Origin of the sequence: Haladaptatus litoreus (assembly GCF_900156425.1) — an archaeon.
GTDB classification, from domain to species: Archaea; Halobacteriota; Halobacteria; order Halobacteriales; family Haladaptataceae; genus Haladaptatus; species Haladaptatus litoreus.
This window is the reverse complement of sequence record NZ_FTNO01000004.1, coordinates 241,518-267,801: the sequence shown is the minus strand read 5'-3', so window position 1 is coordinate 267,801 and position 26,284 is coordinate 241,518. Positions and strand designations below refer to the sequence as shown.

At 50.9% G+C, this 26,284-nt stretch carries 24 protein-coding genes and 1 pseudogene; 9 read left to right on the top strand and 16 right to left on the bottom strand.

Translation table 11 applies throughout. The features are described 5' to 3' along the window. The first annotated feature begins 64 nt into the window (after positions 1-64). Both BW974_RS17530 and BW974_RS17525 read left to right on the top strand, forming a co-directional pair. Complete coding sequence (locus BW974_RS17530) at positions 65-1,018, top strand: ROK family protein (protein ID WP_175609731.1); 954 nt, start codon at positions 65-67, stop codon at positions 1,016-1,018. A 503-nt stretch (positions 1,019-1,521) separates the two neighbouring features. Continuing rightward, positions 1,522-2,592: a glucose 1-dehydrogenase gene (locus BW974_RS17525; protein WP_076431529.1), complete on the top strand. Its 1,071-nt coding sequence runs from the start codon at positions 1,522-1,524 to the stop codon at positions 2,590-2,592. A gap of 63 nt (positions 2,593-2,655) precedes the next feature. Here BW974_RS17525 and BW974_RS27265 read toward each other — a convergent pair whose 3' ends face one another. The 7 genes from BW974_RS27265 to BW974_RS17490 form a co-directional block, all read right to left on the bottom strand. Next, positions 2,656-2,904 carry an MlrC C-terminal domain-containing protein gene (locus BW974_RS27265; RefSeq protein WP_076431528.1) on the bottom strand — a complete coding sequence of 83 codons (249 nt, stop codon included), beginning with the start codon at positions 2,902-2,904 and terminating at the stop codon, positions 2,656-2,658. 273 nt (positions 2,905-3,177) lie between these two features. Next, on the bottom strand, positions 3,178-3,405 hold the full coding sequence (locus tag BW974_RS17515; protein WP_076431527.1) for a hypothetical protein: 228 nt from the start codon (positions 3,403-3,405) through the stop codon (positions 3,178-3,180). Then, on the bottom strand, positions 3,406-4,296 hold the full coding sequence (locus BW974_RS17510; protein ID WP_084186358.1) for a carbohydrate ABC transporter permease: 891 nt from the start codon (positions 4,294-4,296) through the stop codon (positions 3,406-3,408). After that, positions 4,277-5,215, bottom strand: coding sequence for a carbohydrate ABC transporter permease (locus BW974_RS17505; RefSeq protein WP_076431526.1), 939 nt, complete (start codon positions 5,213-5,215; stop codon positions 4,277-4,279). Before BW974_RS17505 ends, BW974_RS17510 begins: the two co-directional genes overlap by 20 nt. 2 nt (positions 5,216-5,217) lie before the next feature. Then, positions 5,218-6,468, bottom strand: a complete 1,251-nt coding sequence (locus BW974_RS17500; RefSeq protein ID WP_217694359.1) for an extracellular solute-binding protein — start codon at positions 6,466-6,468, stop codon at positions 5,218-5,220. A 162-nt stretch (positions 6,469-6,630) separates the two neighbouring features. Further along, entirely contained in the window at positions 6,631-7,767 is a 1,137-nt protein-coding gene (locus tag BW974_RS17495) for an ABC transporter ATP-binding protein (RefSeq protein ID WP_076431524.1), read from the bottom strand. A 98-nt stretch (positions 7,768-7,865) separates the two neighbouring features. Then, positions 7,866-8,873, bottom strand: a complete 1,008-nt coding sequence (locus BW974_RS17490) for a Gfo/Idh/MocA family protein (RefSeq protein ID WP_076431523.1) — start codon at positions 8,871-8,873, stop codon at positions 7,866-7,868. Positions 8,874-8,979: 106 nt separating this feature from the next. Between BW974_RS17490 and BW974_RS17485 the strand changes: the two genes are divergently transcribed. The 5 genes from BW974_RS17485 (at position 8,980) to BW974_RS17465 (ending at position 14,212) form a co-directional block, all read left to right on the top strand. Further along, entirely contained in the window at positions 8,980-9,783 is an 804-nt protein-coding gene (locus BW974_RS17485; protein WP_076431522.1) for a sugar phosphate isomerase/epimerase family protein, read from the top strand. Between the two features lie 125 nt (positions 9,784-9,908). Further along, positions 9,909-10,613 (top strand): PIG-L deacetylase family protein, encoded by a 705-nt coding sequence (locus tag BW974_RS17480; protein WP_076431521.1) that lies wholly within the window; start codon positions 9,909-9,911, stop codon positions 10,611-10,613. Positions 10,614-10,876: 263 nt separating this feature from the next. Continuing rightward, entirely contained in the window at positions 10,877-12,148 is a 1,272-nt protein-coding gene (locus tag BW974_RS17475) for an orc1/cdc6 family replication initiation protein (RefSeq protein ID WP_076431520.1), read from the top strand. Between the two features lie 55 nt (positions 12,149-12,203). Further along, positions 12,204-13,202, top strand: a complete 999-nt coding sequence (locus BW974_RS17470) for a Gfo/Idh/MocA family protein (protein ID WP_076431519.1) — start codon at positions 12,204-12,206, stop codon at positions 13,200-13,202. Continuing rightward, positions 13,199-14,212: a Gfo/Idh/MocA family protein gene (locus BW974_RS17465; protein WP_076431518.1), complete on the top strand. Its 1,014-nt coding sequence runs from the start codon at positions 13,199-13,201 to the stop codon at positions 14,210-14,212. Before BW974_RS17470 ends, BW974_RS17465 begins: the two co-directional genes overlap by 4 nt. A 24-nt stretch (positions 14,213-14,236) precedes the next feature. On the opposite strand, the gene BW974_RS17460 is transcribed toward BW974_RS17465, so the two are convergent. The 5 genes from BW974_RS17460 to BW974_RS17440 all read right to left on the bottom strand — a co-directional run bounded on the left by BW974_RS17460 (position 14,237) and on the right by BW974_RS17440 (position 19,235). Further along, a complete protein-coding gene (locus tag BW974_RS17460; RefSeq protein ID WP_076431517.1) occupies positions 14,237-15,223 on the bottom strand; it encodes a Gfo/Idh/MocA family protein in 987 nt (328 codons plus the stop codon). Continuing rightward, a complete protein-coding gene (locus BW974_RS17455) occupies positions 15,220-16,191 on the bottom strand; it encodes a Gfo/Idh/MocA family protein (RefSeq protein ID WP_076431516.1) in 972 nt (323 codons plus the stop codon). The genes BW974_RS17460 and BW974_RS17455 overlap by 4 nt, the downstream gene beginning before the upstream one ends. Before the next feature lie 103 nt (positions 16,192-16,294). Beyond that, positions 16,295-17,050, bottom strand: a complete 756-nt coding sequence (locus tag BW974_RS17450; RefSeq protein ID WP_076431515.1) for a sugar phosphate isomerase/epimerase family protein — start codon at positions 17,048-17,050, stop codon at positions 16,295-16,297. A 61-nt stretch (positions 17,051-17,111) separates the two neighbouring features. Next, positions 17,112-17,699, bottom strand: coding sequence for an NUDIX hydrolase N-terminal domain-containing protein (locus BW974_RS17445; RefSeq protein ID WP_076431514.1), 588 nt, complete (start codon positions 17,697-17,699; stop codon positions 17,112-17,114). A gap of 324 nt (positions 17,700-18,023) precedes the next feature. Next, the gene (locus BW974_RS17440) at positions 18,024-19,235 is read right to left on the bottom strand and encodes an aminotransferase class V-fold PLP-dependent enzyme (RefSeq protein ID WP_076431513.1); all 1,212 of its coding nucleotides are present in this window, start codon (positions 19,233-19,235) and stop codon (positions 18,024-18,026) included. 214 nt (positions 19,236-19,449) lie between these two features. On the opposite strand from BW974_RS17440, the pseudogene BW974_RS26630 reads away from it, so the two are divergent. Then, a pseudogene (locus BW974_RS26630) lies at positions 19,450-19,707 on the top strand (zinc ribbon domain-containing protein); the annotation flags it as partial. A 100-nt stretch (positions 19,708-19,807) separates the two neighbouring features. Here the strand turns inward: BW974_RS26630 and gdhB are convergent. The 4 genes from gdhB to BW974_RS17420 form a co-directional block, all read right to left on the bottom strand. Further along, complete coding sequence (gene gdhB / locus BW974_RS17430; protein WP_076431512.1) at positions 19,808-21,109, bottom strand: glutamate dehydrogenase GdhB; 1,302 nt, start codon at positions 21,107-21,109, stop codon at positions 19,808-19,810. A gap of 2 nt (positions 21,110-21,111) precedes the next feature. Further along, complete coding sequence (locus tag BW974_RS24860; RefSeq protein ID WP_139328921.1) at positions 21,112-21,255, bottom strand: rubrerythrin-like domain-containing protein; 144 nt, start codon at positions 21,253-21,255, stop codon at positions 21,112-21,114. 109 nt (positions 21,256-21,364) lie between these two features. Next, positions 21,365-24,244: a bacterio-opsin activator domain-containing protein gene (locus BW974_RS17425; protein ID WP_076431511.1), complete on the bottom strand. Its 2,880-nt coding sequence runs from the start codon at positions 24,242-24,244 to the stop codon at positions 21,365-21,367. 222 nt (positions 24,245-24,466) lie between these two features. After that, positions 24,467-24,826, bottom strand: coding sequence for a hypothetical protein (locus tag BW974_RS17420; RefSeq protein ID WP_076431510.1), 360 nt, complete (start codon positions 24,824-24,826; stop codon positions 24,467-24,469). Positions 24,827-25,244: 418 nt separating this feature from the next. Here BW974_RS17420 and BW974_RS17415 point away from each other — a divergent pair, with 418 nt between their 5' ends. Next, on the top strand, positions 25,245-26,267 hold the full coding sequence (locus BW974_RS17415; protein ID WP_076431509.1) for a lysylphosphatidylglycerol synthase transmembrane domain-containing protein: 1,023 nt from the start codon (positions 25,245-25,247) through the stop codon (positions 26,265-26,267). Positions 26,268-26,284: the final 17 nt, after the last annotated feature.

Sequence of the window (26,284 nt, the reverse complement as noted above, 5' to 3'; positions counted from 1 at the left end):
GCCAGATAAATAGGAATTAGCTTATGAAGCTATTTATCGAGGGTAGGCTCATTGATTAATGACAATGACTGAGTCGCGAATGGGGTTACAAGAAAAAGTTCTTGCGATAGATATTGGAAGTACACGATTACAGGCTGTTATTGGTACACAGGACGGCGAATTTATCACAGAGGTCAACTGTCAATCTACAAAAGCGGATAGACTTCTCGATCAAATTGATGAAATTGTTCAATGGGCCCAATCGTTCGACAAATTCGACATTAGATATGTCAGTATTTCTAGTACGGGTCTCATCGATAAAGAAGAGGGTGTAATAACTAGCTTTGACTCATCAGATGCCTCAGAATATACTAATATTCGAATAGTAGATGAAATTGAGAGTAAATATAATATTCGAACGCTCTTGGAGAATGATTGTAATAGTGCTGTGTTAGGAGAATGGGTTTTTGGAGAAAGAAATGGATATAATACAGTTGCACATGTTTCAATTTCTACAGGAATTGGTGGTGGCGTTATTCAAAACGGTAACCTACTAACAGGGGAAAATGGACAAAGTTCTGAAATTGGTCTCTTTACTGTTGACTATTCAAGTGAGCATAGAAGCTGTGGAGTGAGAGGTGCGTGGGAAGCGTATTGTTCTGGCCGTGGAATACCTTCGTTCGTGATACAGAAATTAGCAGAAGAAGCTAGAGATTCTTCACTTTATTCATATACTGATCTGAGTGCGAAAGATCTCTTTTACGAAGCAGCACAAGGAGACAATGTTGCAAGAGATTATCTCGATCGCATTGGAAGATATAATGCTGCTGGCATGGGTAATTTAATTAATGCGTACAATCCTGGCTTAGTGACGCTTAGTGGGAGCGTCGTACTAAATAACCAAGAATCGATACTGAACCCGCTATACAAGTATTTGGATTCATATGTATATGTCCAAGAGCCAATCATTAAAGTAAGCAGCATGGGTGAGTATATCGGTCTGTATGGTTCTCTAGCCCTCTCCAGAACATCTGTTTGAATCAACTACCTAAAAATCAAAGTCACTAATTAGGTCTATTAGAACTCTACATAACGCCGATTCATTACGACGATTGAATCGATTTGCCTAATTCATTACGACGATTGAATCGATTTGCCTAATGAGTTGCTACTTTGTATATACCTAGCTACATCTGCCGCGATGCCCACTAGAGAAACTGGCCATTTTTGGAAAATTCGATTGATAACAAGCTCTGTGCTTTTCAATTGGGGAATAGAAGATAGTGATTAACTGTTCTTGTTTAGTGATTTGCTAAGTTGCTTTTCCTTGTTACCACTTTCAAGAGCGGTAACTCAAATTGATCGGAAATAACCTCCCCACTTTTGGCTGAGTTTGAAAATATTTTGTGCAAATCCACTTCACATCGTCGAAGTGTTTATTATTTACCAAATGAATGAACAATATATGTTATCTAATGGCAGTACGGACAACTGTCTAACAAACCGATGCGGTCTCATAGCGTCGGTCGGAGGAGCCATCAAATGATAGCAATCATTGTGAGACGTGGTAACTCTCATCCGGAACTCGCCGAAGTACCTGATCCAATACCCGAAGCAGGCGAGGCCCTCCTCCGAACACTGCGGGTTGGCATCGATGGTACAGACCATGAAGTAATACAAGGAAATCATGGTGGGTATCCAGAGGGAGATGACTACCAAATTCTCGGTCACGAAGCCGTTGCCATCGTCGAAGATCCCAACGGTACTGACCTCGAAGAAGGCGAACTCGTCGTACCGACCGTCCGTCGACCACCGGACGGGACAAACGACTACTTCAAGCAGGGTGAACCAGACATGGCATCCGACGGACACTATGTTGAGCGGGGCATTGTTGGCGCGCACGGATACATGTCCGAGTTTTTCACGAGTTCGCCGGAGTTTCTTGTTTCCGTCCCTGATTCATTTGCGGAATATGGCTTTCTGGTCGAGCCGATATCAAACTCTGAGAAGGCGTTCGAACATGCCTTCGCCTCCCGCTCGGCATTCGAGTGGGACCCAGAGTCGGCACTCGTACTTGGCAACGGGCCGCTCGGTCTTCTTACGCTTGCTATGTTAGAGACACCGTCGTCACCATTTGAGCGAAACTACTGTCTCGGCCGACGCGACCGTCCCGACCCAACCATCGAAATCATCGAGCGTCTCGGCAGCACGTATGTCGACTCCCGCGAAACATCAGTGAATATGATGCCTGACGCTCATGAGGCAGTTGACCTCGTCTATGAAGCGACAGGATATGCAAAGCACGCTTTTGAGACAGTAGATGCGCTCATGCCGAACGGTGTTGGTGCACTACTTGGGATCCCGAGTAATTGGGAATTTGAGGTCGATGGCGGGCGACTGCACCGCGAAATTGTATTAAAAAACAAAGCACTATTCGGCAGCGTTAACTCCAATGTCAGGCAGTTTGAAGCTGCGAAAACGCGACTCGCGGAATTTCCTAACTGGTTCTTCGATGAGTTTGTCACTGGTGTATACGCACCCAGAGAGGCTGAAGCAGCGTTTAAGACAGGTGACGACATTATCAAAACTGTTGTCGAATTTGACACACAGTGAGTCATTTGCGCCAACGGATCGTCTGATTCTTCGCGAGCTTGTCACTTGGAATAGACGCTCACTTCATGGCGACCATGTCGTGTCATCGTCTAGTGGATAGAGAGGACGTGGAATACGCTCATACGGCAGTACAGTAAGTCGCTGATTGGTCTCATCAGGTGTCAACGCGAAGAGTCGTTTTGCAGCAGTGTCTTTCCAGGCCGGGCTCAGATACCCACTCTTTAGGACGACTATATCCCGCGTCGTGGGGTCAATTCCGAGTCGTCGAACGAATTCAGGATTGCGATGGATGTTCGTCCGGCTATCGGGCACTGTCTAGATAAGGGAAACCGAGCGTCAGCGGTACGGTTGTCAAGATTTTATGCACCGACCATTAATGAAATACTTTAGAGGATAAGATCGGTTGCGCTGTGGGACGCTAAAATTCGAGAGCATTACCAATAATGTCGTAACAATGGCTGAAATGGATTTGTTAGACGCGCCCGGTAGAGCCCGTTAGACGCTACTCTACAACAGAATCGCTTAACTAGACAGTGCATAGCGATCTAAGCTATTCCCTGTTTGCCAAAGCGGCATCCGCGTCCTTTAGTGCGGCCACGGACGCATCGGCCAGAAGTACGCTAAGAGCGCCATCCCGAGGAGGAGAATACCCCCAATTTTCATCAGCGGTCCGGCGTCCATCTCATCACGGACAAACGACATATACAGTACGCCGATTGCGGCGACAAGAAAGACAAGCGCACCACCGACGACTGGTTCGTTCTTTCCAGAATAGCCGAGACGCAACACGATGGAGGGAATGTCAGGAAGCATCTACCCTTTCCCTCCCGTGAGTGCGATACCTTCCATAAAGGTTCGCTGCGCGAGCAAATACGCGGCCATGACAGGTAATGCAGCTAGGATGACCGCCGCAAGTAGCTGTCCCCACTGAGAGCTGTACCGTCCGGTGAGCAGTCCGATACCGACCTGTAGAGGATACATCGCCGAGTCGTTGAGAATGACTAAGGGCCAAAGAAACGCTCCCCAGACAAAGATGAAGGTGAATACACCCAACGACGAGAGCGCCGGCTTCGCCAATGGCAGCATAATACGCGTGTAGATTTGAATTGTGCTACAGCCGTCCATCCGTGCTGCCTCAAGAAGTGAGTCTGGAACGCCAAGGAAGAACTGACGCATCATGAACGTTCCAAACGGGTTGGCGATATACAATACCATAATCGCCCAATATGTGTTCGACCAATTTAGCGCATTCATCTCCAAATACAGGGGGACGAGCACCACTTGAGGTGGAATGACAAGCGTTCCGATAACAAGAGTGTAAACAAGTGATTTGCCCTTGAAATCACCCTTCGCAAGGGCATATCCAGCGAGTGTGTCTAGAATTAGTGTAAAGAACACAACACCAACTGCCAATATGAGACTATTGAGTATCCAACGGTCTAGTGGGTTCTGCATCCAGACATTGATGTAGTTGGCAAACGTCGGATTCGCTGGGATTATTTGCTTGATAGTGGTGAATATCTCGTTTTCGGGCTTAAGAGAGGTGAGAAACGCCCAGATGAACGGGATCGTCATGATCGCGCTTGTCGCGATTAGGATCAGATGGGCGACACCCTTTGCTAACAGATCATACCACGACTTCTCTTGTTCAACGCTTGGTCGATTGTCGTCGAACTCAAGTCCGTCAGTACTCAACGTTATCACCCCAGGTTCGCTGTTGCAGAGTACTCAACCCGAAGACGATGAGGAACAGCACAACTGCGATCGCACTTGCATACCCCATTTCGAACTGCTGGAACCCTGTCTGCCAGAAATAATAGACGATGGTGTAGGTTGATCGCACCGGCCCGCCCTGCGTCATCACGTATACTTGTGTATAGACGCGGAACGAGAAGATGAGTGTCACGACGACCACAAAGAATGTCGTTGGCTTCAAAAGTGGCAGTGTGATGTAACGGAAGCGCTCCCAGCGATTCGCCCCGTCGACAATCGCTGCTTCATAGAAATCGTCTGGAATACCTTTCAGCCCAGCAAGGAAAATGACCATGTTGAAGCCAATGTGTTTCCAGATGCTCATGAGTGCGATCGATGCCAACGCTGTGTCCGAACTCTGAAGCCATGATAATTGTGGTAATCCGATCGCTCCTAAGGCAGTGTTTAACAAACCGTACTCAGGATTGTAGAGCCACGACCAGATGAGTGAAACGACGACCCATGACGTTACGACAGGAAGGAAAATCGCACCAGAGTAGAACTTCGTCCCACGGAGGTTCATGTTCAATAATAATGCTAACCCCAATGCGATGGGCACGTCAATGACGAGTAGCGCGAAGCTGTATCCTGCAGTGTTGATAATCGCGTTCCAAAAGATCGGGTCGTTGAACAGTCGTACATAATTGTCGAGACCGACGAAGGGATGCGACTGTGCTAGCGGCGCCCACTCATGGAGGCTGATGTAAAACGCCCCAAGAAACGGCACAAGGAGGATCGCCGCGAAGAGAACCACTTTCGGTAGGACGATGGCGTACCAGGATAAATCAGTGTCAGTTATACTGGCAGTATTGTTGGATAGATAGCCATCAAAGCGGCGTCGAATTCGCTGTAATCCTTCTGATTGTGCCATGATTAGAGCAACGCGTTGATGTCTTGGGCTGCCTTGTCAAGCGCCTGTTTTGGATCTTTTCCCTGCCACATTGCCTGTGCCTCTGTATGAACACTATCCCACATTTTCGACACTTCCGGGTGGCTTGGGAACGAAACCGTATTCTCCATTTCTTGGGCAACCGGCTTCAGCTTTGGATTGTCCTTGATGAATTGCTTGAAAGTGTCTGTTTCATATGCGTCCTTACGACCGGGGAAGCCACCCATGGATTTTGTCACCGTTTTCTGCACTTCCATGGAGTTAACGTAGTTCAGCCACTCGAGTCCAATATCCTGATTCGCACCGCCACGACTCGGAATACTATAGAACACGCCTGCACTCCATGTGTGGCTTTTGTCTACTTTTGGGCCGCTTGGGTATGGAATGTATTGCCAGTCAAGTCCACTGTCGCGCAGACGCGGATAGTGCCAGGATCCGGCGAAACACATTGCCGACTCCCCAGCGAGGAGATCCTCAATAGCCATCGTTCCGCCTGGGTTGCGCGCAATAATTGATTCATCATCAACGATTTTAGATTGCAGGAAGTTCGCCGCCTCAAGTGCGGCATCGTTGTTAATCGTCGCTTTGGTCCCGTCTTCATTGAGATAGCCGCTCCCATTCGAAAGTACGAAGCAGTCAAAACCCTCGCCTGCCGACATTGAGTAGGCGGTACCATGCGCTTTAGCTAGCTCGTCGACCCAGGAGCCGAACTCTTCCCAACTGGGACGGTGCGTTGGGTCGGGTACTTCCAGCCCTGCATCCTTGAACATCTTCTTGTTTATTGCAACTAAGCGACAGTCTGCATACCATGGCACTGCCCACAGCGTTCCATTGTAGCTGGCGTTACTCCTTGCAGCCGAAACATAATCGTCCGAATTGAAACCGTTTTCTTCGAGGTTAAGTGCAACGCCTTTGTCTGCAAACCGTGGAACCCAGAGAACCGAGAGCGCCAGACTATCTGGGGCGTTCCCGGCAGGGATGGCCGTTGTTGCCTTCGCTAAGTAGTTCTCGAATGGATAGTATTCCCAGGTGATGTCGGATATTTTGTCGCTCTTTTGTGCAAGATTCTTTGCCTGTTCTTCACGAATTGGTGAAAGACCAGGATCGTTCCACGCCCACAGCATCGCCGATGAGTCACCGTTTCCGCCTCCGTTACCGGAGCCATTTCCGTTGCCGTTACCATTACCACTGCCCGAACAGCCAGCCAAACTTGCCGCACCGGCTGCACCGGTCATAGTGATGATCTGTCGTCGAGTAAGATCTCTATTGCTCATGCTACCCTTGAGAGAACATACAGGTGATGTATAATAAACCTTAGGTACGCTATAACATATCTAGGCAGAGCCTTGCCAGTTTGGATAAAGCACACATAAGCGTCATATGTGCGAATATCGGACTCAGGCGCGAGCGTTGATGTCGACGTTGGTAGCTGCGGAAACGTTTCGCGATTTGATCGTCTCGCCGGTGTCGGCATCGAAGAGATGCATCTTTTCCTCGGGGATGAGCAGGTTGAGCGTCGTTCCGGTCTCGACCACCTGCTCTCCGCTGAGTGTCACAGTGCACCGTTTGTTGCCGATGTCCACGTAAACGTAGGTGATCTCTCCCATCGGTTCCGTCACAGAAACCGGAGCCGAAATCGAGCCGTGTTCGTTGCCTGTAGCGATTTCGAGGCTTTCGGGACGAACACCGAGCGTCAATGGACCTTCGTGCCCGACAAGCTCTTCACGGGTTTCCTGTGACAGTTCCTGCTGGAAGCCGTCGTGAACCAGTGTTCCGTTAATGTACTCGACGTCGAAGAAGTTCATCGACGGAGATCCAATGAAGCCGGCGACGAATCGGTTGTTCGGCTCGTAATAACACTCCAGCGGCGTCCCGAGTTGCTGGAGCTCACCACCGTCAAGGATTGCGATTCGGTCACCCATTGTCATCGCCTCAGTCTGATCGTGCGTAACGTAGATCGTGGTGATCCCGAGATCCTGTTGGAGGTTCTGAAGCTCTGTACGCATCGTCGTTCGAAGTTTCGCATCAAGGTTCGATAACGGTTCGTCCATCAGGAATACTTCTGGTTCTCGGACAATGGCGCGTCCAAGCGCGACACGTTGCTGTTGGCCTCCAGAGAGTTCTCCAGGCTTCTTGTCAAGTAAGTCGTTGATACCCATCATCTCCGCTACTTGCTCTACGCGTTGACCGATCTCGTCTTGCGACATATCGGTCGACATCTTCAGCCCAAATCCGATGTTTTTTCGGGCGGACATATGCGGGTACAGCGCGTAATTCTGGAATACCATTGCAATGTCGCGCTCGGTAGGCGGTTGATTCGTGATAGAGTCTCCGTTGAGGAAGATTTCCCCACTGGTGACTGATTCCAGCCCCGCAATACAACGAAGCGTTGTCGACTTCCCGCACCCTGACGGACCGACAAAGATGAGGAACTCTCCATCTTCAACGTCGATATTTAGGTCGTCAACTGCAATGATCGACTGATTCTCGTCCGCGAACTCTTTCCGTAAGTTGCGGATGTCTAACTTACCCATGCGAAGTCACTACATGGCGAATTGCGATCAACCATAATAAATTTACAGGTAACTTCATGAGTTGAGGATGATTGTCGCCATAGACTATCCACATGATGTCACTTGCACGATTCAGAAACTTCGCGTGCGGTAAGGGTGAGATCAAGTGTTTTTACTGCATCTTCGAAATCCGAACGCACGTCGATGCCTTTCGACGTCCCTGACCGAGCTCTGCCACGCTCAGCTACCGCACGAATGAATGCCTCGAACTCTCGAGAATACCAATCGTCATCGGTCTCGAACTGAACTACGTCGCCGTCGACGGTTCCCGAGAGCGAGTGATCAGAGTAGTCAAGTTCGAGATATGCATCTTCGGCGCTGATGCGCACCTCGAAACGGAAGGTCGGAGAGGTGCAGGTCGAGGAAATATGTGAAACGGTACCTGATTCATGGTCAAGCGTCACTGATGTCGCGTCCTGAAAGTCGATTTCGTCGACGAGCAACTGGTCGGTTCCGCTTCCAGTTGCATCCGTTACTTCACCTGCAAGGTATCGGTGTAGATCGTACACGTGTGTCGACTGTTCGACGATTTGTCCGCCTGAACATGCCTGCTCTCGCCACCACGAGGTTTCGGGGATAGGAGCCCAATACGTACTATCGATGTGACCAATCTGACGGCCGTCAAGCAGCTCCAATGCTCGATCTGTTATCCGTCCATAGCGGCAGACGTAGCCAACCTGTGCGAGGATATTCGATTCCTCAATTCGTCGCGCCGTCTCGCGTGCTGTGTCGATAGAGAGATCAACTGGCTTCTCAATGAAGAGGTCAACGCCGTACTTCGCCGCCGTCCGTTCATATTCGCCATGGGCAAACGGCGGAACAGCCACCACGACCGCATCAATCGATTCGGACTGGAGAAGTTCCACTCCATCAGTATAGGTCGCGGCATTGCGAGAGGCAGCTGCCTCCCGTGCTCGGCTTTCATCTACGTCGGCGATGGCTGCCAGCTCTACATCGATACTGTTTCCATTGTGGGTTTTCAATCCCTCGTCTATCGCATTGTCAAGCGTTTCTAAGTGAACCGAGGCGATACCTCCGGCGCCGATGAATCCCATTGAGAGTGTCACGTTCTCTCATATCTCGTTTAGGAGATGTTATAAATATCCGTTTTTGCACGGAGAAAGTAGTTGTCACGCAAATCTATAAATCAGCATAGAGGGGATGTTGGTGTGCATGAAGTTTGCACTCAATCAAATGGGGTTCCCAGAGAATAGTCTCCACACGAATGCGGAACTCCTCGCAGACGCTGGGTATGACGGAATTGAACCGAACCTGACCGTCGACGGACCGCTGTGGGATGACGAGGCAGTCGATGAATTGGCCGACCGAATTGATGAACTAGAGCTCGATGTTCCTGCCATCTCGACAACGCTTCACTGGGAGCAACAGTTATCGAGTGCAGATAAAGAGACACGTAAGGCTGGCATCGAAGCAGGCAAACGGATGATTGAAGTTGCAGATACGCTCGATGCTGGAGCCGTGCTTATCGTTCCAGCTGTCGTCGATGAAGAGACACCGTACGACAAGGCATACGATCGTGCGCTAGACTCAGTTCAGCGTCTCGCTGTGGTTGGGTCTAAATATGAGGTAACCATCTGCATAGAAAACGTCTGGAACGACTTTCTGCTCTCGCCGTTAGAGTTTGCCGAATTCATCGACCACGCATCGAAATCCGGACCGGTCGGGGCGTACTTTGACGTGGGAAATGTCAAGCGGTTTGGCCACCCTGAGCAATGGATTCGAATCCTGAGCGAACGAATCAAGCGTATTCACGTAAAGGATTACCGAACCGACGTTGATACGATAGACGCCTTCACTTACCCATTGGAAGGCGACGTCGACTGGATAGCTGTCAATGAGGCGCTGACAGCCATTGGCTATGACGGATGGGTGACCGCCGAAGTGCCACCGTACCGAACGGCACCCGAACGAATGCTACCGCGCGTCTGTTCCGATCTTAATCATCTGTTTTCGTAGCGCGAGTAGCACGGTGTCGACCCTTGCTTCTCGTCTATGTGTGAATCATGATGATATCAAATATTGTGTCAGCGACTAGTGGCGGCACAATACTTATTATCGGCTTGGCTTGAATTTCCTTGCGTATGCATCTCACAGCAATAGTTGCACATCCTGATGACGCCGATATCTTCTGTGGCGGGACGCTCGCTAAGCACGCTGACCGTGGCGACGACGTGACGATAATCTACATGACGCGTGGCGAGTATGGCGGCTTCGACACAACCGAAGCACAACTGGCAGCCACACGCGAAGATGAAGCTGAAGCCGCCGCTGAAACGCTCGGCGCTGAAACAGTATTTCTTGATTTTGAGGACGGTCGAATCACGTATTCGATGGAGAATCGGCTTCAATTAGTGGACGTACTCCGCGAATATCGACCGTCCATCGTGCTCACCCACTTCCGCGACGACATGCATCCTGATCACCGAACAACTTCTCGGCTGGTGAGTGATGCGTACTACATGTGTTCACTCCCACTACTAGAGACGGAGTCAAAACCGTGGGAACCACAGAACGTCTATTACTTTGGCAAGCCGACCTCTTCGTTCACGCCCGAGACGTACATTGATATCAGTGACTACCAGTCGACGAAGGAAGAGGCGATTATCAAACACGAATCCCAGGTCGAATGGCTCAAAGAGCACGGTGGCATCGATGCAGAGTTCGATGGACTCATTGAGGATGTACGCGCCGAAGCCCGAGTACTTGGTCGGACTCGGGGAGTCGAATTCGCCGAAGGCTTCGTTCCGCTCCACAAGACCGCCACTGAGTTTCTTGGCTCTGTGTAATTAGTTCTTTTTCGCGACAGCGTATTTTATGTAGTCAGTGATCTACTTGACTAGTTTTTATACTATTCATGACGGATATGGCAGTACTGGTTCCACATTCTGTTACAATCATAGGGTTGTAATTTATTACAGGTGAAATGAGGGGAGGGGGTACATCCTAGAAACGACTGGAGCGAACCTGTACGACCGAAATTTCCTCGGATTTATCACGGATATGTATGTTTTGTCAAAATTTATCATGGATGTGTCTGTATTGTCAAAGTATGACGGGGGACGAACCAGTCGAGAACGCAAGCGCGCTTGGAGATGCATTTAGTGTGCAGGATCACATCTTCTCACAGAAACAGCTCCTCAATGTCGGGTACGTCCCTGAATCTGATCACATCGTTGCTCGCAACGAAGAGATTCGCCGTCTGGCAAGCGCCCTCAATCCATCTATCGGAGGAGAAGCACCAAACAATGTATTCCTATATGGAAAAACAGGCACCGGGAAGTCACTGTGTGCCCGATATACGACGCGTCGAATCGTCGAGGCGGCGGCGAACGATGTCTCGGTTGGCCGCGTTGTCGTCGACTGTTCACAAGAGAACACCGAGACCCGTGCGATCAGGGCAACAGTACAGGAACTGAACGATCCTGAGGTGAGTGGATTCGTTGTTCCCGAAACTGGGTTTGGACATTCGCGGTATTACAGCCTTCTCTGGGAAGCTCTTGATGCACGCTTCGACGCCGTGCTCATCGTACTCGACGAACTTGATCGGCTAAAGGGAACAAACTTCCTTATGCAGCTATCGCGTGCGACTGAAGCGAACAAACTAGAGCGCTGTTCGGTCGGCATTATCGGCATCAGTAATAAGATCAAATACCGAAATCGGCTCGGAGAGCGTGTCAAAAGCAGCCTACAAGAGCGCGAAATCATCTTCACACCGTATGATCGCGACGCTCTTCGTGCGATAATTCGAAGTCGATCAAATGCCTTCAACAGTGGCGTGCTCTCCGACAACGTGGTATCAGAGTGTGCAGCTCTCGCTGCAGATGAGCACGGGGATGCACGAAAGGCGATAAACCTGCTTCGCCACGCTGGTGAACTCGCCACGATTAACGAAGCAGACAAAATCACTGTCCAGCACGTGCACAGAGCTAATAACCTAGCCGAGCGTGATCGAGTCAATGCGATTCTCGCTGGTTCAACGGTCCAGCAGAAAGCGACGCTACTCGCAGTTGTCTCGTTAGCACTCGTCGAGAAGACACGGACGTTTAAGACACCAGAGGTGTACGCTGCCTATGAAGATATCTGCGCTGAGTCGGGCTTGGAGACACTCTCGAAGCGGCGCATTCACGACCTCTTGCGAGAATGGGAATTCCTCGAAGTGCTCGAAATCACTCGGACAGGTGGTGGACGAGCTCGTGGGAGCTATCTCCGGCATCATCTCCTTGAAGATCCGTCGGTCATCCGTTCCGCGTTTGAGAAAAGCGACCGGTTCGCCCGGATTGGCATTTCATCCGGGACGACGACTACTTGGTCAAATATCTAAAGTCGATTCGTTGCTGGGGAAGTTTTAATATGGATAGTTCCGCACATTAGAGCTGATGCAACGAATCGGGTTAGTGGGTAGTGGCTTCATGGCCATGACTCACGCTACCAGTTACCAAGAGATAACCGATGCCGAGGTGGTTGCGGTCGCATCGCTTGACGACGACCGGGAGACCTTCGCGGCCGAAAACACACCAGACGCTGATGTCTACAACGATGCCGAGCAGATGATAGCCGAAGCTGACATCACAGCCGTCGATATTTGTACACCGACGCCGACGCACCGACCATTCGTTGAGGTGGCTGTCGACCACGGACTCAATGTGTTCTGTGAGAAACCACTTGCTCGCACTGTTGAAGATGCAGACGCGATCGTCGACACAGTGAGCAACACCAGCATCACTTTTATGACGGGACATGTCCTTCGATACTTTCCTGAGTACGTCGAGGCGAAACGCCGTATCGACGCGGGTGAAGTCGGCACGCTAGGTACATTTCATACCGAGCGCTTTTCGTCACCACCGCGATATGGTACTAACTCCTGGTTCGGTGACAAAGAGCAGAGTGGGGGCGTATTACTCGATATGGCAATTCATGACTTCGATTATCTTCGCTGGGTTGTTGGTGATGTTGATCGTGTGTTTGCCCGCACAACCGAATGGGATGACGGTCACCTAAATCAGCACTCGTCGGTACTGCTTCGCTTCGAAGATGGAACGGCCGGTCAGGTGGAGGCATCTTGGGGCTACCCAGAGGGGTCACCCTTTATTACCAGCTATGAACTTGCCGGCGATGAAGGTCTGTTAGAGTTCGACGCGCGAGACGAGAATTCCATCCGGATCTCAGGTGGCGCAGCGGGAACAAATGCCCCTGTTAGTCCGCTGGCGAAGAGTCCATACACGAAAGAACTTGAACACTTTATCGACTGTGCCGAAAACGGATGTGATCCAGATATCTCCCCGGATGATGCACGTCAAGCGGTCAGAATCGCGCTTGCAGCTATCGAGTCAAGCGAACGTGGTGAACCCGTTTCGCCTATGGAGGTGGATGCATGACTGTACGAATCGGTATTTGTTCGACTGCGCATCTTCATGCTGACTCCTATGCTGCTTCGCTAACTGATCGGTCGAACGTCGAGTTTGTCGGTGTTACCGATGTTGGTAATCATGTTGACGACACACGTGCGAAAGCTGATGAGTACGGCGTCAATTACCTTGAACCTGACAAATTGCTCACCGAAGCCGACGGCGTCATCGTTTGTTCGACGAACACTGATCACGTTTCGTGGGTTGATCGCGCTGCCGACGCTGGCGTCGATATCCTTTGCGAGAAACCCCTTGCACCAACTGTTACTGAAGCGCAGAAAATGGTCAATATCTGTCGCGAAGCGGACATCAACCTAGGTGTCGCGATGCCGCTTCGCTTCAGCCAACCGGTTCAGAACGCGAAAGCTGCAATGGAAAATGGCGTACTTGGAGAGCTGAAATTCCTTAGCGGAACGAACCGTGGACAAATGCCCGGTGGGTGGTTTGTCGACAGCGAAGCGTCCGGCGGTGGTGCAGTGATGGATCACTCAGTACACATCCTCGATATTGCGCGCTGGATTACCGGTGAAGAGGTTCAGGAAGTGTACGCCGAAACAGATACCCGGTTCCACGACATTTCCGTTGAGGATGTGAACCTCCTCTCGATGACGCTCACCGACGGAACGGAGTTCGTCCTCGATGGGTCGTGGAGCAAACCCGACGAATGGGACTTCTGGGGGGACGCGACGCTTCGACTTGTTGGCACAGAAGGAGTCGTCTCTATTGACTGCTTCGACCAAAAAATAAAGCAGACACGTGACACTGGCGACCCTGGGATTCAGTCAGTGTACTGGGGGTCAAATCCTGACGAGGGACTTGTCGCTGACTTTGTTGACGCCGTTGCCGAGAATCGACCGCCACTGAAAACGGGTGCAGACGCCGTCAACGACGTCGCGGTCGTCGAAGCAGCTTATGAGTCTGCGGAACGAACCAAGTCTGTTGTCGTCGAAACAGCCAAAACTACCACCCCAACAAGTTAAATTTATAATAAATATAATTATTATCTAATATTCAACTCCGACCGGTTCACCCTGTTCGACTGACTCATATGCAGCATCAATAACTGCAGCAGTCCGTACGGCATCTTCGAGGGTCGTCGCAGGGGCAGACTCACCCCGGATAGACATGATGAAATCGCGCAACAGAGCGTTGTTCGGGTCAGCACCCCAGTAAATGGATTCATTGTGTTTTCCATGAGCGGTGTCTTTGACGTGTGTGTATTGGTAGCCAAAGCAGTCCGCCGAAAGCGTTGATTTTGTCCCTACGAGTTCGACCCTAGCGTCACCCCAAAACGAGTTCTTCTGCGGCGTGCTCCACGACCCATCGAGAAAGAACGATGCACCGTTCGAGAGCGTCATCGACAACAAATTCACGTCTTCAACTGGAATATCATAGAATCGGGTGTCCGTTTCGGCGTATACCTCTTGAACCTCCTCACCAGTAATCCAACGTACGATATCGATGATATGATCTGTGTGGTCGGCAATGGCTCCCCCACCGGCCAATTCAGGGTTAACAAACCATCCTCCCGGCATCCGACCGCGGTTGACTCCCGAAACAGCGACGAGTTCGCCGATCGATCCTGCTTCGTATCGCTCTTTGAGTTGCCGCATTGGGTGACTATAACGAAGCGGCATTGCCATTCCCGTGACTACGTCGCTTTCGTCGCACCGGTTCTGTATTGACTTTGCTTTTGCAAGTGACGTTGCGATCGGTTTCTCCAAAAGAATAGTAACGTTATGCTGGAGTGCAAGGTCGATCAGCTCGTCGTGAGCAGCAGTTGTCGAACAGATCACAACCCCCTCGGCTACCTGCATTAGTTCGCGATGTGACATCGCCGACGTACCGATGGCGTTCGCCCGTTTGCGCGCTTGGTCAGTTGTTTGCTCCGAGATTCCAATAAGATCGACTTCTGAAAATTTCGATAGAAGGGCTGCGTACACCCCGGCGTTGACGTGGGCAGTCGAACAAATACCAATCGGAACGGTCATAACGACTCCTCCGCAATCGTAATCGGTAGTCCCTCATCAACAGACCGACGCACAGCGATTGTGACTCGCGAGGGATTGATTGGTGTGATATTTGACGAGGGCTTTTCATTGTCATGAATATGAGTAACGAACTCCTGCAGCAATCGACCCCGACAGTCGTCTTCCGGTGGATCTCCGTTCAGCGGCACTGACTTTTCTTGGAGTGCAGTTGATGCATCGCGTTCATTGAAATTGAGACGTCCGTGATTGCCGCTATACTCGACATTGACGCATGGTGAAGGAGTACATTTCTTGCTCCATGTCGTTTCGATGGTCGCTCGTCCACCGTCTTGGAACGTGAGTACAGCATGTGCGTGGTCGTATCGCTCGCTAGAGCGAGCTCGAGCGAAGACACGTCCAACAGCACCGAATGTCCAGTCAAGAATATCGATATCGTGCGCAAGGACTGAACAAAGCGCCTCTACATGGCCGGTAGCGGCTGTGATGCCGTCATACGAGGTATTCCATCCGGGCCCGCTAAATGGTACGGTTCGCTTGATTCTGGCGACGCCAATTGTTCCGATAGCACCTGTTTCAACGTCCGATCGGAGTCGGCTGTACAGCCGTGAGAAGCGGTGCGGGGAGTGCGCCATTAACCACCCGTTCTCATTCGATGCTCCTGAGACACGTCGATCGAACTGCGCCTCATCAAGCGCGAATGGCGGATCACAGCGAATTGGTATTCCGGCATCAAGAGCCGTATTGAGAGTGTCGTCGTAGGCTGCGCCCGGCCCACAGATGTCCACTCCATCTACGTCATCATCGCGAAGGGCGTGGGCTATTGAATCGTAGACTGGTGCGTCGAGATCATCAAATGACTCATCCGCGGATCCAACGGCGCCACAGACAGTTGCTTTGTCGAACTGTTTATAACGGTCAGCATGCGCTTGCACCGCCGCCCTCCTTCCAACCGTGACGATGCGAGACATAGGGATACGTCCCATAGCACCTCGGATAAGTATTGTGAACTCGTACCAGATGCAGGTTCGGTCGTTCACATGTTATTGTCACGATTGGGTGGATCGCAGAAAATCAAGCAGTATCAAGCAGTTTTTGAATACGAGCCGTGCTTGAGGTGAGCGTCTCCATTGGGTTAGTTGTCAGCCCGTTCTCGTAGATGAGCCACTCTGCGTCGGCGTTGACGGCTGTACGAACACACGCATTGAGGTCAATAACACCTTCACCGAGATCAACATGGAGCGAGTCGTCATCGCCCGGGATCGTATCGGTTAGGTGAATCAGCGAGATTCGATCGGAATAACGCTCAAGGTACAGTACAGGATCGATATCACCGTGACGTGCAAGTCCAACGTCGAACTCAAGACCGAGTCGATCGTCCGTCTGTGCGGCAAACGCGTCGTATGCGGTGTCAAAATTGCCCGCTAACTCCGCAAACTCGTAGGTATGATTGTGGTAGTGTACTTCGAAGCCGTCGTCGACGAGGCTGTCTGCAAGCGTCAAGAGTCGATTTGCAGCCTCCGAAACTGCAGATTTGGAAGTAAAGCCATCCTCGCCGTAGGAGGGAATAACGATACGCTCACAACCCAGGATCCGGTATGACTCAACTGTCTTTTCGTAGTCGGTCTGAAGCATGTCGAGGCCAACGTGGGCACCGACGGGTTTGAGATCAGCGTCATCAAGCGCGTCAGCGATAGCTTCGGGCGACTCGTCGCCGAATCCAGCGAACTCAACGCCTTCGTATCCTGTATCGGCGACGCGGTGGAGCGTTTCAGTTAACGGTTCTTCGAGATCACGGATCGTGTACAGTTGAATCGCCGGTCGAACCATTTCACCGAAAAGATGTGAGGCATTAATATAGCCGTTCCGCCATCAAAATGCAAAATATACGTTATGCATTCTTGCTCCGCATATGCTCGGCGTCCCCCGCATACGTCTTGTGTTGTTTGTGCCAGTCAGGAACATCGTCTATATTCCAGTATTCGAGTGCCTCACCTTCGTCCGATAATTCGAGTGTTCCACCGACAACTGAGCAGTGATACAGTACGTCAATGCGGCCGTGTGGACCGAATTCGTCACTCGGAGCGTGATAGTATACATCAATCAATTTGGCCACTTCGATGTTGAGCCCCGTCTCTTCTTTCGTCTCTCGGACTGCAGTGTCGGCAGGCGACTCGTTTGGGTCGACCCATCCACAGGGCAGACACCACGTGCCATCGTCGACGCGTTGCATCAACAGGATATCTCCCGCGGAGTTGAATATCGCAGCTTCTGCACCCACCTTTGGTGTGATATGTCCGAATTCGGCGGCAAACCGGTTGCGAACTTCGGCGGGGGGAAGCGAGAGTGCCTTTCCATAGTACTGACTCGTTAGCGTAAGTATCCGTTCATAGCGTTCTTTGTCGTACGGATTATCGGCGTACTCTAATCCGTTCTGACTGAGGATACGCAACTCGTCGAGGAGGCGCATGAGATTCATGATTCGGTTTCGAAAGTTGATTCGTATCCGGGCGGGTTAGGCTTACTGGACAACACGGCTATGTCGACTGATTCATCAGACGAGATCGCGTCAACGAAGAGACCATTCTGGTATCGTTTAGATGGCGTGTTCCACACCACTTTATGTGCGATATAATTAGTTTGATAATATTAAAGTCTAAGAGTACTGCTGTGTTCGTCATGAATGACGTATGGAAGAAATACAAACAGACGCAGCACCTCGTCGGGGTGTGAACCGTAAATATCCCAACGAACCGCCCATTGATGGGTGTGAGAGGCCCGTGTCTTTCGGCATGGGAGGATGTCACTCGAGGTAGCTTCGAATCCGCTTGGTGACGTACTCGGTTTCCTCGTCGGTAAGACACATTGGGTTGATGGTGAACCCGCCTTCAAGGAGATCGTCAGAGCCAACGAAAATTCGGGGATTCTCCTTTCGGAGAGAACCAACGAGTTCGATAGTGTCGAGCGTGGCCGTCTCGGGGTCAATTTCAACATATGTCTCAGGAGCTACCATTAGCTTTCCGCCTGGTTCTCTCCTCGTCGTCACGCCAACGAGGTTCGCGAGTTCATTGTCAATGATATCAAGCCGGGATTCCCACTCTTTGTTTAGCGTGTCTTGATCCTCCTCGATAAACGATTGCAATGCCGCAATGAGACCAACAATTTCTTCTTTTCCCACCTTTAGTGATCGGCCAATACCTTGTCGGGGAACTCCATCGAGGTCTGCTTTGTCGAATAATTCGGTCGGAGGTTCCCAAACTGACTCGGCGACGTGCATGTCCAGATGCTGAAGCGCGGCCGAACGGATGTACTCGTGTTTGCCTGCGAGGATTCCTGTCGTTTGAGGGCCTCGGATGGCTTTTCCACCACTAAAGACAACCATGTCTGCACCTGCGTCGATAAATGTCGAGAGGTTTTCCCGTGGTGGCACTTCTGCAGCTGCATCAACGATGACCGGAACGTCGTGCTCGTGGGCAATTTCGACAACTTCCTCCAGTAGTGGCGTGCTGTATACTTTCTGCATATACCCGACAGCGACAGTGTCCTCAGTGATAGCATTGGCAATTTCCCACAGTTCGGTGCTGTTGGCTCCAGTGCCGAGGTAGTTGTCGTTGTTTCCGACGTCAACGATGCGCGCACCCGCTGCCCGAAATGCGTGATCGTAACCGTTGCGGTGGGTTCTCGGCATCACGATTTCGTCCGGAATCCCCTCGGTGTTTGGCAGCCGTGACATCGCCCCAAGATCGTTGCCAGCGATGGCGGCGGCTGCGGCGAGCGTCATGCAAGCGGCTGCTCCACTGCCAACATAGCCCGCCTCCGCGCCAGTCACCTCCGAGATAAGTTCGCTCGCACGAACCTGCAAATCCGAGAGTCGGACGAATGACTCTGCTGCCCGACTCATTGCTTCGACAGCTTCTGGACGAATAAGACTTCCTCCAATGCGTGTTTTCGTGCCTGCCGCGTTAATTACACGAGAAACACCCAACTCATCATAAATGGTGGCTTTGTTGACCATGAGTCGTCTTCTATTAATCTCTGTGTACTTGCTTCTTATGAAATGTGGTGCTGAACTACTTCACCCTACTCACTCATGGCTGACGCCGTTCGCTCCTTGAAGGTAGTCTCCCTGCTTCCACACCGCGCTTTACAGACATAATTGTGTTTATAGAAAGCGCAGTCTCCACAGGTGCTGCTTCGGAGTGTTCTATCCTCTGCTTTCGAGGCTCCGAAGTCAGCGGTGTCCGATGTGCGAACACACCGAGTGAGCAAACCAGAACAAGAAGCGGTTCAAGTGTCGGGACTGTGGGCATCAGGACCACAGCGACCGTGGTGCAAGCGTCAACATCGTCGTGAAAGACATCGAAAAGAATCAGAATTGGAATGTGCCTGCTTTCAACAGCCTTCCCGTTATTCGGAAGGTGCGACGGCAGGCATTGGGGGTTGTGGACGCCCCAACCGTAACCCACTCGACTGCCCGAGGCTATTAGGCTGATGGCCGGATGGGAATGTCCGACTAACCCACGGGAAGCCTCGGGGCTGGATCCTGAGGTGGTTCATTGAGAGTTTAGAGGTCATACTCAAATTGGATTATGGCCATAGTCCACGTGCTTCATGGGCTTCTGCGATCCGTGAGAGTGCAACGATATAGGCTGCATCACGCCACGTAACGTCACGCTGTTCGAATTCCGTTTTGATAGCACGCCAGGCAGCTTGCATTTCTGTTTCCAGTTCGTCGTTCACCCGTTCAAGCGACCATGCGCGGCGATTGATATCTTGAAGCCACTCAAAGTAGCTCACCGTGACACCGCCAGCATTGGCAAGTATATCGGGAATCACGGCAACATCTCGCTCTGCGAGGATTGAATCTGCTGTAGAGGTCGTCGGCCCGTTGGCGCCTTCGACCACCAGATCTGCAGCGACCGCCTCTGCATTCTCTTTAGTGAGTACGTTTCCAAGGGCAGCAGGGATGAGTACGTCGACATCGAGCGTGAGCAGTTCGTCGTTCGAGATCACGTTGTCCGCATACTTCGTGACGGCTTCTGGCTCTTCATCATGCGAGGGAACAGACGCCGTATCGATCCCCTCTGGATCATACATTGCGCCGTTCACGTCGCTGATTGCGACGATTGTTGCTCCCCAGTCATCGAGGAGTCGAGCGGCATTCGCACCGACACTTCCGTAGCCCTGGATCGCGACTGTTGTTTCATCGAGCGGGCGATCATAGTACTCACAGACAAGCTGTGTGATGATCGCAACACTTCGCCCGGGAGCCTCTTCACGGCCTTCACTGCCACCAATGACCGGTGGCTTGCCAGTGACGACGCCCGGTGTTGTTTCGCCTTCCTGCATCGAATAGGCATCCATCAGCCACGCCATCGTCTGTGGATCAGTGCCCATGTCAGGAGCGGGAATATCATGATTGGGGCCAATAACGTCGCGGAGTTCCTGTGCGAATCGGCGAGTAAGCCGCTCTTTTTCTGCTGAGCTCAGTTCCTTTGGGTTGACAGCAACACCTCCCTTGGCACCCCCGAACGGGAGATCCATGACGGCGCATTTCCAGGTCATCCACATTCCAAGCCCGACACATTCATCTCTGGTCACTTCAGGATGATAGCGAAGTCCGCCTTTGTGTGGCCCTCTGACACTGTCATGTTGCGCTCGGTAGCCCGTGAAAACCTCAACCGTTCCATCGTCTCGCTTAATTGGAACTGTCACCTCATGGACTTTCTTGGGATACTTGAGCCGTTCGACGATGTTCGAATCGATGTCGAGATGGGCAGCAGCATGATACAGCTGTCGTCGGGCCGTTTCGAGCGCTGATTCCGATTCAGATGACGCTACTTTCTCGTCTGTGGACGTATCGAGGTTGCTATTGGATGTCGATGCCATTGTCATTCAAGCGGCGTCTGCCGATTTCGCATTGGGTTGCTGCAATCCGGACACGTGACTGGATTGGTATCGGTTATAATAATATTTCCACACGCAAAGCATTCGTACGGACGTTCGCCGTTAGGATCAATTTCAGCGTCTCTCATTGTTGAGTTGTGAGTGCCAGCAAGTCTGGACACTCTACAAATGCATAATGGGTGTATTAGGGAATATTTGGTAGTTAATTACTAAACCACTCTTTGAACGGGCGGTTTGTTATTTAACCCCATCAGGAGAAGGAGCTATTGAGGGGCTGTGTTCATCAAAGAGCGTTGCAAACAGCTTCCGCTGGACAGTCCGAGCATGTTTATAGAATGCAGGTGGAGAGATCCCCAATGTTTCCGCAACATCCTCTCCCGTACTCTCACGTGGTGACTCGAAGAAGCCACTATAGTACGCTGTCTGGATTACCTCCAATTGTCGCTCCGTGAGCTTTTCGAGGAACTTTGAGTAAAGGTCGTGTTCCATCGCTTGGTCGAGCGTCTGCTTACCGCGCAGTTCGACGGTGGAGAACATCTCACGGATAAGCTGTGTAATCATTCGGACATCGATACTGTCCGGAATTTCAATAACGAGCGTTGTGGCGGTCGGATTAGCAGTTGCCTCCCGGAAGACCGCGCCATGGTCGGCTAATTCTAGCGCGAGAAACGGCTGTGTAAGTCGTAATCGTAAGACCCCGCTTTCACCATCTGCGCTAATCTGGTGCACGTCATCGATTGCGACTAGCTCTGAAGCAGCTTCTGCAACGTCCTTCACAGATGCATCCTCGACGGTGACGAATACATAACTCCCCTCTGTGGATTGCTGGACACCGCCTTGATATGAGAGTGTACATGCCGCGGCCTGAGCAAGTTGTGAGAGGACGAACGTTGGGTCATCGATCACGAATTCAAGACGGGTTACAGATGTCGTGAGCAGTGCGTTCTTCCGTTCGATCGCACTCAGCGCGGACGCGATGGTTTCACCGAGCTCTGCCAAAACCGCGTTCGCCGTCTCGTCGAACGCATCTTGGGTCGTTGCATAGACCGTCAGAACTCCGTGAGTAAGGTCGTTGTACACGAGCGGAATACTCAACACGGAGAGAAAGTCCCGAGCAAGAGCGTCCTTTCGCCACAGTTCATCGCGGAGGCCAGCGGCGACGTTCGTCACCATCGTTACTTCATTAGTCGCTGCCGTTTGTCCTACTGGTTCTACACCTGATTTTCCAACGGTGAACGACTGGCTGTCTAGATACCCCTGGTCACTTCCTGCCCACGCTCGTGGATCGACGGTATCCGTTGTTGGGTCGACCGCCCCGATCCAGGCGAACTTAAACCGATCGTCATCGGTCAATAGATCACAAACGGTGTGATCGATCTCTTCGCGGGTTTCTGCCTGGACGAGTGCTTGATCGATCTCTCGAATCGTCTCGTTGATACGATTGAGGGAAGTAAGCTGCTCATTTTGTTGTTGAAGGGTTCGATCCTGTTCGCGGAGTCGTGACTCCCGTGTGACGCGGTCTAGCGCTGCCTCTGCAGTTGCGGCAAGCAAGTCAGCGAGTTCTCGGGTAACACTGTCAAACGCACCAACATGGTCTGTTCCAGCGATAAACACGCCATGGTTTCCAAGTGGGATGTAGGTCGTACTCCGGAGGTCAGTCGCCCGGTTTTCGAGCTTCTCTGCCTGATGGACATCATCGAAAAACAGTGCATTGTCCTCGACAAAACTATAACTCGGAAGGGTTTCTCCATCGGCGTGAACAGTTGGAAGCGGCCCGTTCATCGCTTTCATCGTCGACGAGTGGGCTGCGGGTCGAAGACTGTTAGAATCAGCGTCAAAGAGATACACCGCACTTGCATCTAGATTGAGAACTCCAGGTGTATCGTTGACGATGTGTTGGGCAATCTCCTGATGGGTTTCGGCATAGAGGAAATCACGGGCGGTCCCTTGCAATGTGGCAAGCGCATCTTCGCGTTGTTTGCGTTTTGTGATATCACGGCAGCTATAGAGAAGTGTTCCATCCTGAATCGAGACTTCACGAACGTTAATCAAAAGCGTATGCTCTCGACCGGCTTTGTCGGTTGCTGTACACTCGATATTCTTGAGAACACCGTTTTTCGCGAGTTCATCACGGTCGAAGAGATCTTCTCCCAGAAGGTTCGTAATCGTCCCTAGTTCTCGGATCTCCTCGGCCGTATAGCCGAAAATAAAGTGCACATTGGGACAGACATAGGTATACTCGCCAGCTTCATCCGTAATAAGGACGGTGTCTGTCATATTGTTGAGTGTGACACGATGGAGTTTCTCAGATTGACGGAGACTTTGCTCAAGATCAACTCGGTCGGTAATGTTAACGCCTTCAACGACAATCGAGACGAGGTCGCCACGTTCGTTTTCAACAGGGCGAACAGAGAGATCGATAACGCGTGAATTCTCGACGTGTGATGGCTGTACAACAACCGCGTTACCAAACGACCCATTGAGCGCTTTCGCTACTATCTGTTTGACATCCGATTTCGTTCCCGGCGATTGTGACCACCACGGGAGCGCCCAGAATGGTTCGCCGATAACAGCTTCGACATCAGCATCGATCATTTCACGTGCTGTCTGGTTTGTGCGGGTGAGCAAACCATCTGGATCGAGTACCCACGTTGCCGTCCGTGAATCATTAAAGATCGCATCAAACTGTCGAGCGCGTTCTCGTTGGGTAGCCGATCGCTGTGCAGATCGAATAGCGTATTCCGTTCGATCGAGCAGCTCCTCTTGAATCTGATCAGTTGCTTCGGTGAGCGTGACATAATCGGTAACGCCGGCCTTGATAGCCTCACTGGCAATTGCTTCGCTCCCGGAAGCGGTCCCCAGTATCACAGGGAGGGTAGTGGTCTCTGTTCGAATCTCCTTGAGGAGCTCTAAGCCTGTCATTCCATCGAGTGTATATTCTGTAATAATACAATCGAGTGTCCCATTTTGGAATACATTGAGTGCCGCTGTTCCTGTTTCAACGGTTTGTATCGCCGCTTCGGTACGAATGTTGAGTATATCCGCAAATTCCTTGATCCAGTTACTTGCTCCGACAAGTAAGACCGAGGAATTGAGGATGGTTGTGGAAGATGCCATCACTCAAATGTAGGTGCCCTACTGAGACACAGGTGAATGCCGATTCGGGAGGAAGTCCAGCCCTGTTGTGAGAGTCGGTCACGGGTCGCTGCCATAGCTAGTTAATAAACCTTCTACAAACAAAGAGGTTTGTTATTCGACCCCTCTCCAGAAATAAGGACTGGGCAGACTATGCCCCGCTTGAGATCGCCTAAAGACGGAGATCTGCGCGATCGGTCTGTATCAGGTGGAACTCATCGACACATTTTCAAGAACAATGCCAACATCGCTTATCGTGATGGATACCTGACCGACCGTCTGCGTATGACCGTCAATAGTGAACGTTATTCCGTCAATCGTGATTGTCGATGAATCAATCGTGAATGTTTGATGGTCAATTGATGTGGTTGGTAATCCTGGTCCTGAAAGGTGTGTATCTTGAATTTGAATCGTTCCATCGCTTATTTCGACGTGGTGTTTTCCATCCCCATCGTTGCTTACGCTTGTTGCTGGGTCATCACTGGTGGCTGTTGCACTCATCGTTGCAGGCATCATAAGCACTGCGCCAACGAGTATGCAAACCGCGAGTTGTTTCCATTTCATTGCACTCCACCGCTGGCTCCCGCTCTTGATAATGGCCGCTGACTGTTTCGATTTTCAAGCTAGTTTTTATTTTCATGAGGTAGTACACATTGAATAATATCTAGAAGATTAACCTCACCAAATCACGCTCGTACGGGACGCTACCGTGAGTCTGTGACAGATATCGAATAAGGGGATCGTTCTCTTCGTTTATGGCAATTTCATTGTCACTAATATATGGTGTACCTGAGGTTATCTCTGTGTGTTTGACAATGAAATAATAGTATCATATAATTAGTAAGAAGACCCTGCACATTTGGTCTAGCCAATAGCGAGCGGTGAGTCATTCCAACCTGCTACCTATTCCTTCCTGTAACGCAAAATACGAGATGGGACAGAATCCAAAAAAGACATATCCATCGTTTACGCTACCGCCAGTATGGATCGCTCTCTTATCCAAAAATCGTTCTTTGGATTGCTCTTGACGATTCCTGTCTTCGGAGTTTTATTCCTGTTTATCGACATCAAACCTGTTCTTACTGCCTTACAGCAGGCAGAAAAGACAATCCTCGGATTCGCAGTGGTTGCAGTGCTTGGATGGTTGCTTGCGTGGAGTTTGTCGCTCAGAACGGTTCTTCGCGTGTTAGATGTTTCACTGTCTATCCCGCGATCGTTCTTTCTCTTTTCAGGTGCCACCTTCTCGAATAACGTAACACCGTTTGGTCAAGCTGGTGGCGAGCCGATTACTGCCTATCTTATCTCACAAGCCTCAAAAACAAAATATGAAACTGGATTAGCGGCAATTGCAAGCGTTGATACGCTCAATTTTGTGCCTTCGTTCGTATTCGCGGTGATCGGCATTGGGTACTACGCAACCGTACTCACTCTTACCTCTCATATGAAATCTGCTGCGATTCTCCTTTGTGGTCTTGGAATACTCATTTTTGGTGGTGGCTATTATCTCTGGGTCTCTCGTAGAGCCGTCGAACACCATCTTTCTGCTGCTCTTGCCATGGTTTCCCATCGAATCGCTAGTATCGTGCCGCGAATCTCTGCCCCAAATCGAGAGACAATTCAAGATCGGATTCGTCACTTCATTCAAACAATTGAACAAATTGCGACGAGTCCGTTACAGCTGGTGTTTGCACTCGGTTATTCGGGTGCCGGCTGGTTGTTCCAAGCAAGCGCACTATGGCTAGCATTTTATGCGATTGGCACAACAATCCCGTTTTCAGTTGTGCTATTTGCAATTCCAATCAGTGCCATTGCCGGCGTTACTCCTCTTCCGGGTGGTGCTGGAGGCATCGAATCAGTGCTTATTGCTTTGCTTGTTTCCGTCACTAGTGTTGAGTCTGCGATTGTGGTTGCAGCAGTGCTGATTTTTCGTGGTCTTGTCTATTGGCTGCCGACGATGATCGGTGGAAGTGTCCTTGCAGCCGTAACGGCAAAACGAGTCATTTGAGATCGTCTGTCGGGCAA

Coding starts and splice junctions, on each gene's coding strand:
- BW974_RS17500 (WP_217694359.1), bottom strand. CDS start 6,468: ATGACCGGTGCAGCCGGTGCGGCAAGTTTGGCTGGCTGTTCGGGCAGT.
- BW974_RS17440 (WP_076431513.1), bottom strand. CDS start 19,235: ATGGTCAACAAAGCCACCATTTATGATGAGTTGGGTGTTTCTCGTGTA.
- BW974_RS17415 (WP_076431509.1), top strand. CDS start 25,245: ATGGATCGCTCTCTTATCCAAAAATCGTTCTTTGGATTGCTCTTGACG.
- BW974_RS17455 (WP_076431516.1), bottom strand. CDS start 16,191: ATGTCTCGCATCGTCACGGTTGGAAGGAGGGCGGCGGTGCAAGCGCAT.
- gdhB (WP_076431512.1), bottom strand. CDS start 21,109: ATGGCATCGACATCCAATAGCAACCTCGATACGTCCACAGACGAGAAA.
- BW974_RS17485 (WP_076431522.1), top strand. CDS start 8,980: ATGAAGTTTGCACTCAATCAAATGGGGTTCCCAGAGAATAGTCTCCAC.
- BW974_RS17420 (WP_076431510.1), bottom strand. CDS start 24,826: ATGAAATGGAAACAACTCGCGGTTTGCATACTCGTTGGCGCAGTGCTT.
- BW974_RS17480 (WP_076431521.1), top strand. CDS start 9,909: ATGCATCTCACAGCAATAGTTGCACATCCTGATGACGCCGATATCTTC.
- BW974_RS17460 (WP_076431517.1), bottom strand. CDS start 15,223: ATGACCGTTCCGATTGGTATTTGTTCGACTGCCCACGTCAACGCCGGG.
- BW974_RS17530 (WP_175609731.1), top strand. CDS start 65: ATGACTGAGTCGCGAATGGGGTTACAAGAAAAAGTTCTTGCGATAGAT.
- BW974_RS24860 (WP_139328921.1), bottom strand. CDS start 21,255: ATGAGAGACGCTGAAATTGATCCTAACGGCGAACGTCCGTACGAATGC.
- BW974_RS17445 (WP_076431514.1), bottom strand. CDS start 17,699: ATGAATCTCATGCGCCTCCTCGACGAGTTGCGTATCCTCAGTCAGAAC.
- BW974_RS17470 (WP_076431519.1), top strand. CDS start 12,204: ATGCAACGAATCGGGTTAGTGGGTAGTGGCTTCATGGCCATGACTCAC.
- BW974_RS17495 (WP_076431524.1), bottom strand. CDS start 7,767: ATGGGTAAGTTAGACATCCGCAACTTACGGAAAGAGTTCGCGGACGAG.
- BW974_RS17425 (WP_076431511.1), bottom strand. CDS start 24,244: ATGGCATCTTCCACAACCATCCTCAATTCCTCGGTCTTACTTGTCGGA.
- BW974_RS17515 (WP_076431527.1), bottom strand. CDS start 3,405: ATGCTTCCTGACATTCCCTCCATCGTGTTGCGTCTCGGCTATTCTGGA.
- BW974_RS17465 (WP_076431518.1), top strand. CDS start 13,199: ATGACTGTACGAATCGGTATTTGTTCGACTGCGCATCTTCATGCTGAC.
- BW974_RS17525 (WP_076431529.1), top strand. CDS start 1,522: ATGATAGCAATCATTGTGAGACGTGGTAACTCTCATCCGGAACTCGCC.
- BW974_RS17450 (WP_076431515.1), bottom strand. CDS start 17,050: ATGGTTCGACCGGCGATTCAACTGTACACGATCCGTGATCTCGAAGAA.
- BW974_RS17475 (WP_076431520.1), top strand. CDS start 10,877: ATGACGGGGGACGAACCAGTCGAGAACGCAAGCGCGCTTGGAGATGCA.
- BW974_RS17505 (WP_076431526.1), bottom strand. CDS start 5,215: ATGGCACAATCAGAAGGATTACAGCGAATTCGACGCCGCTTTGATGGC.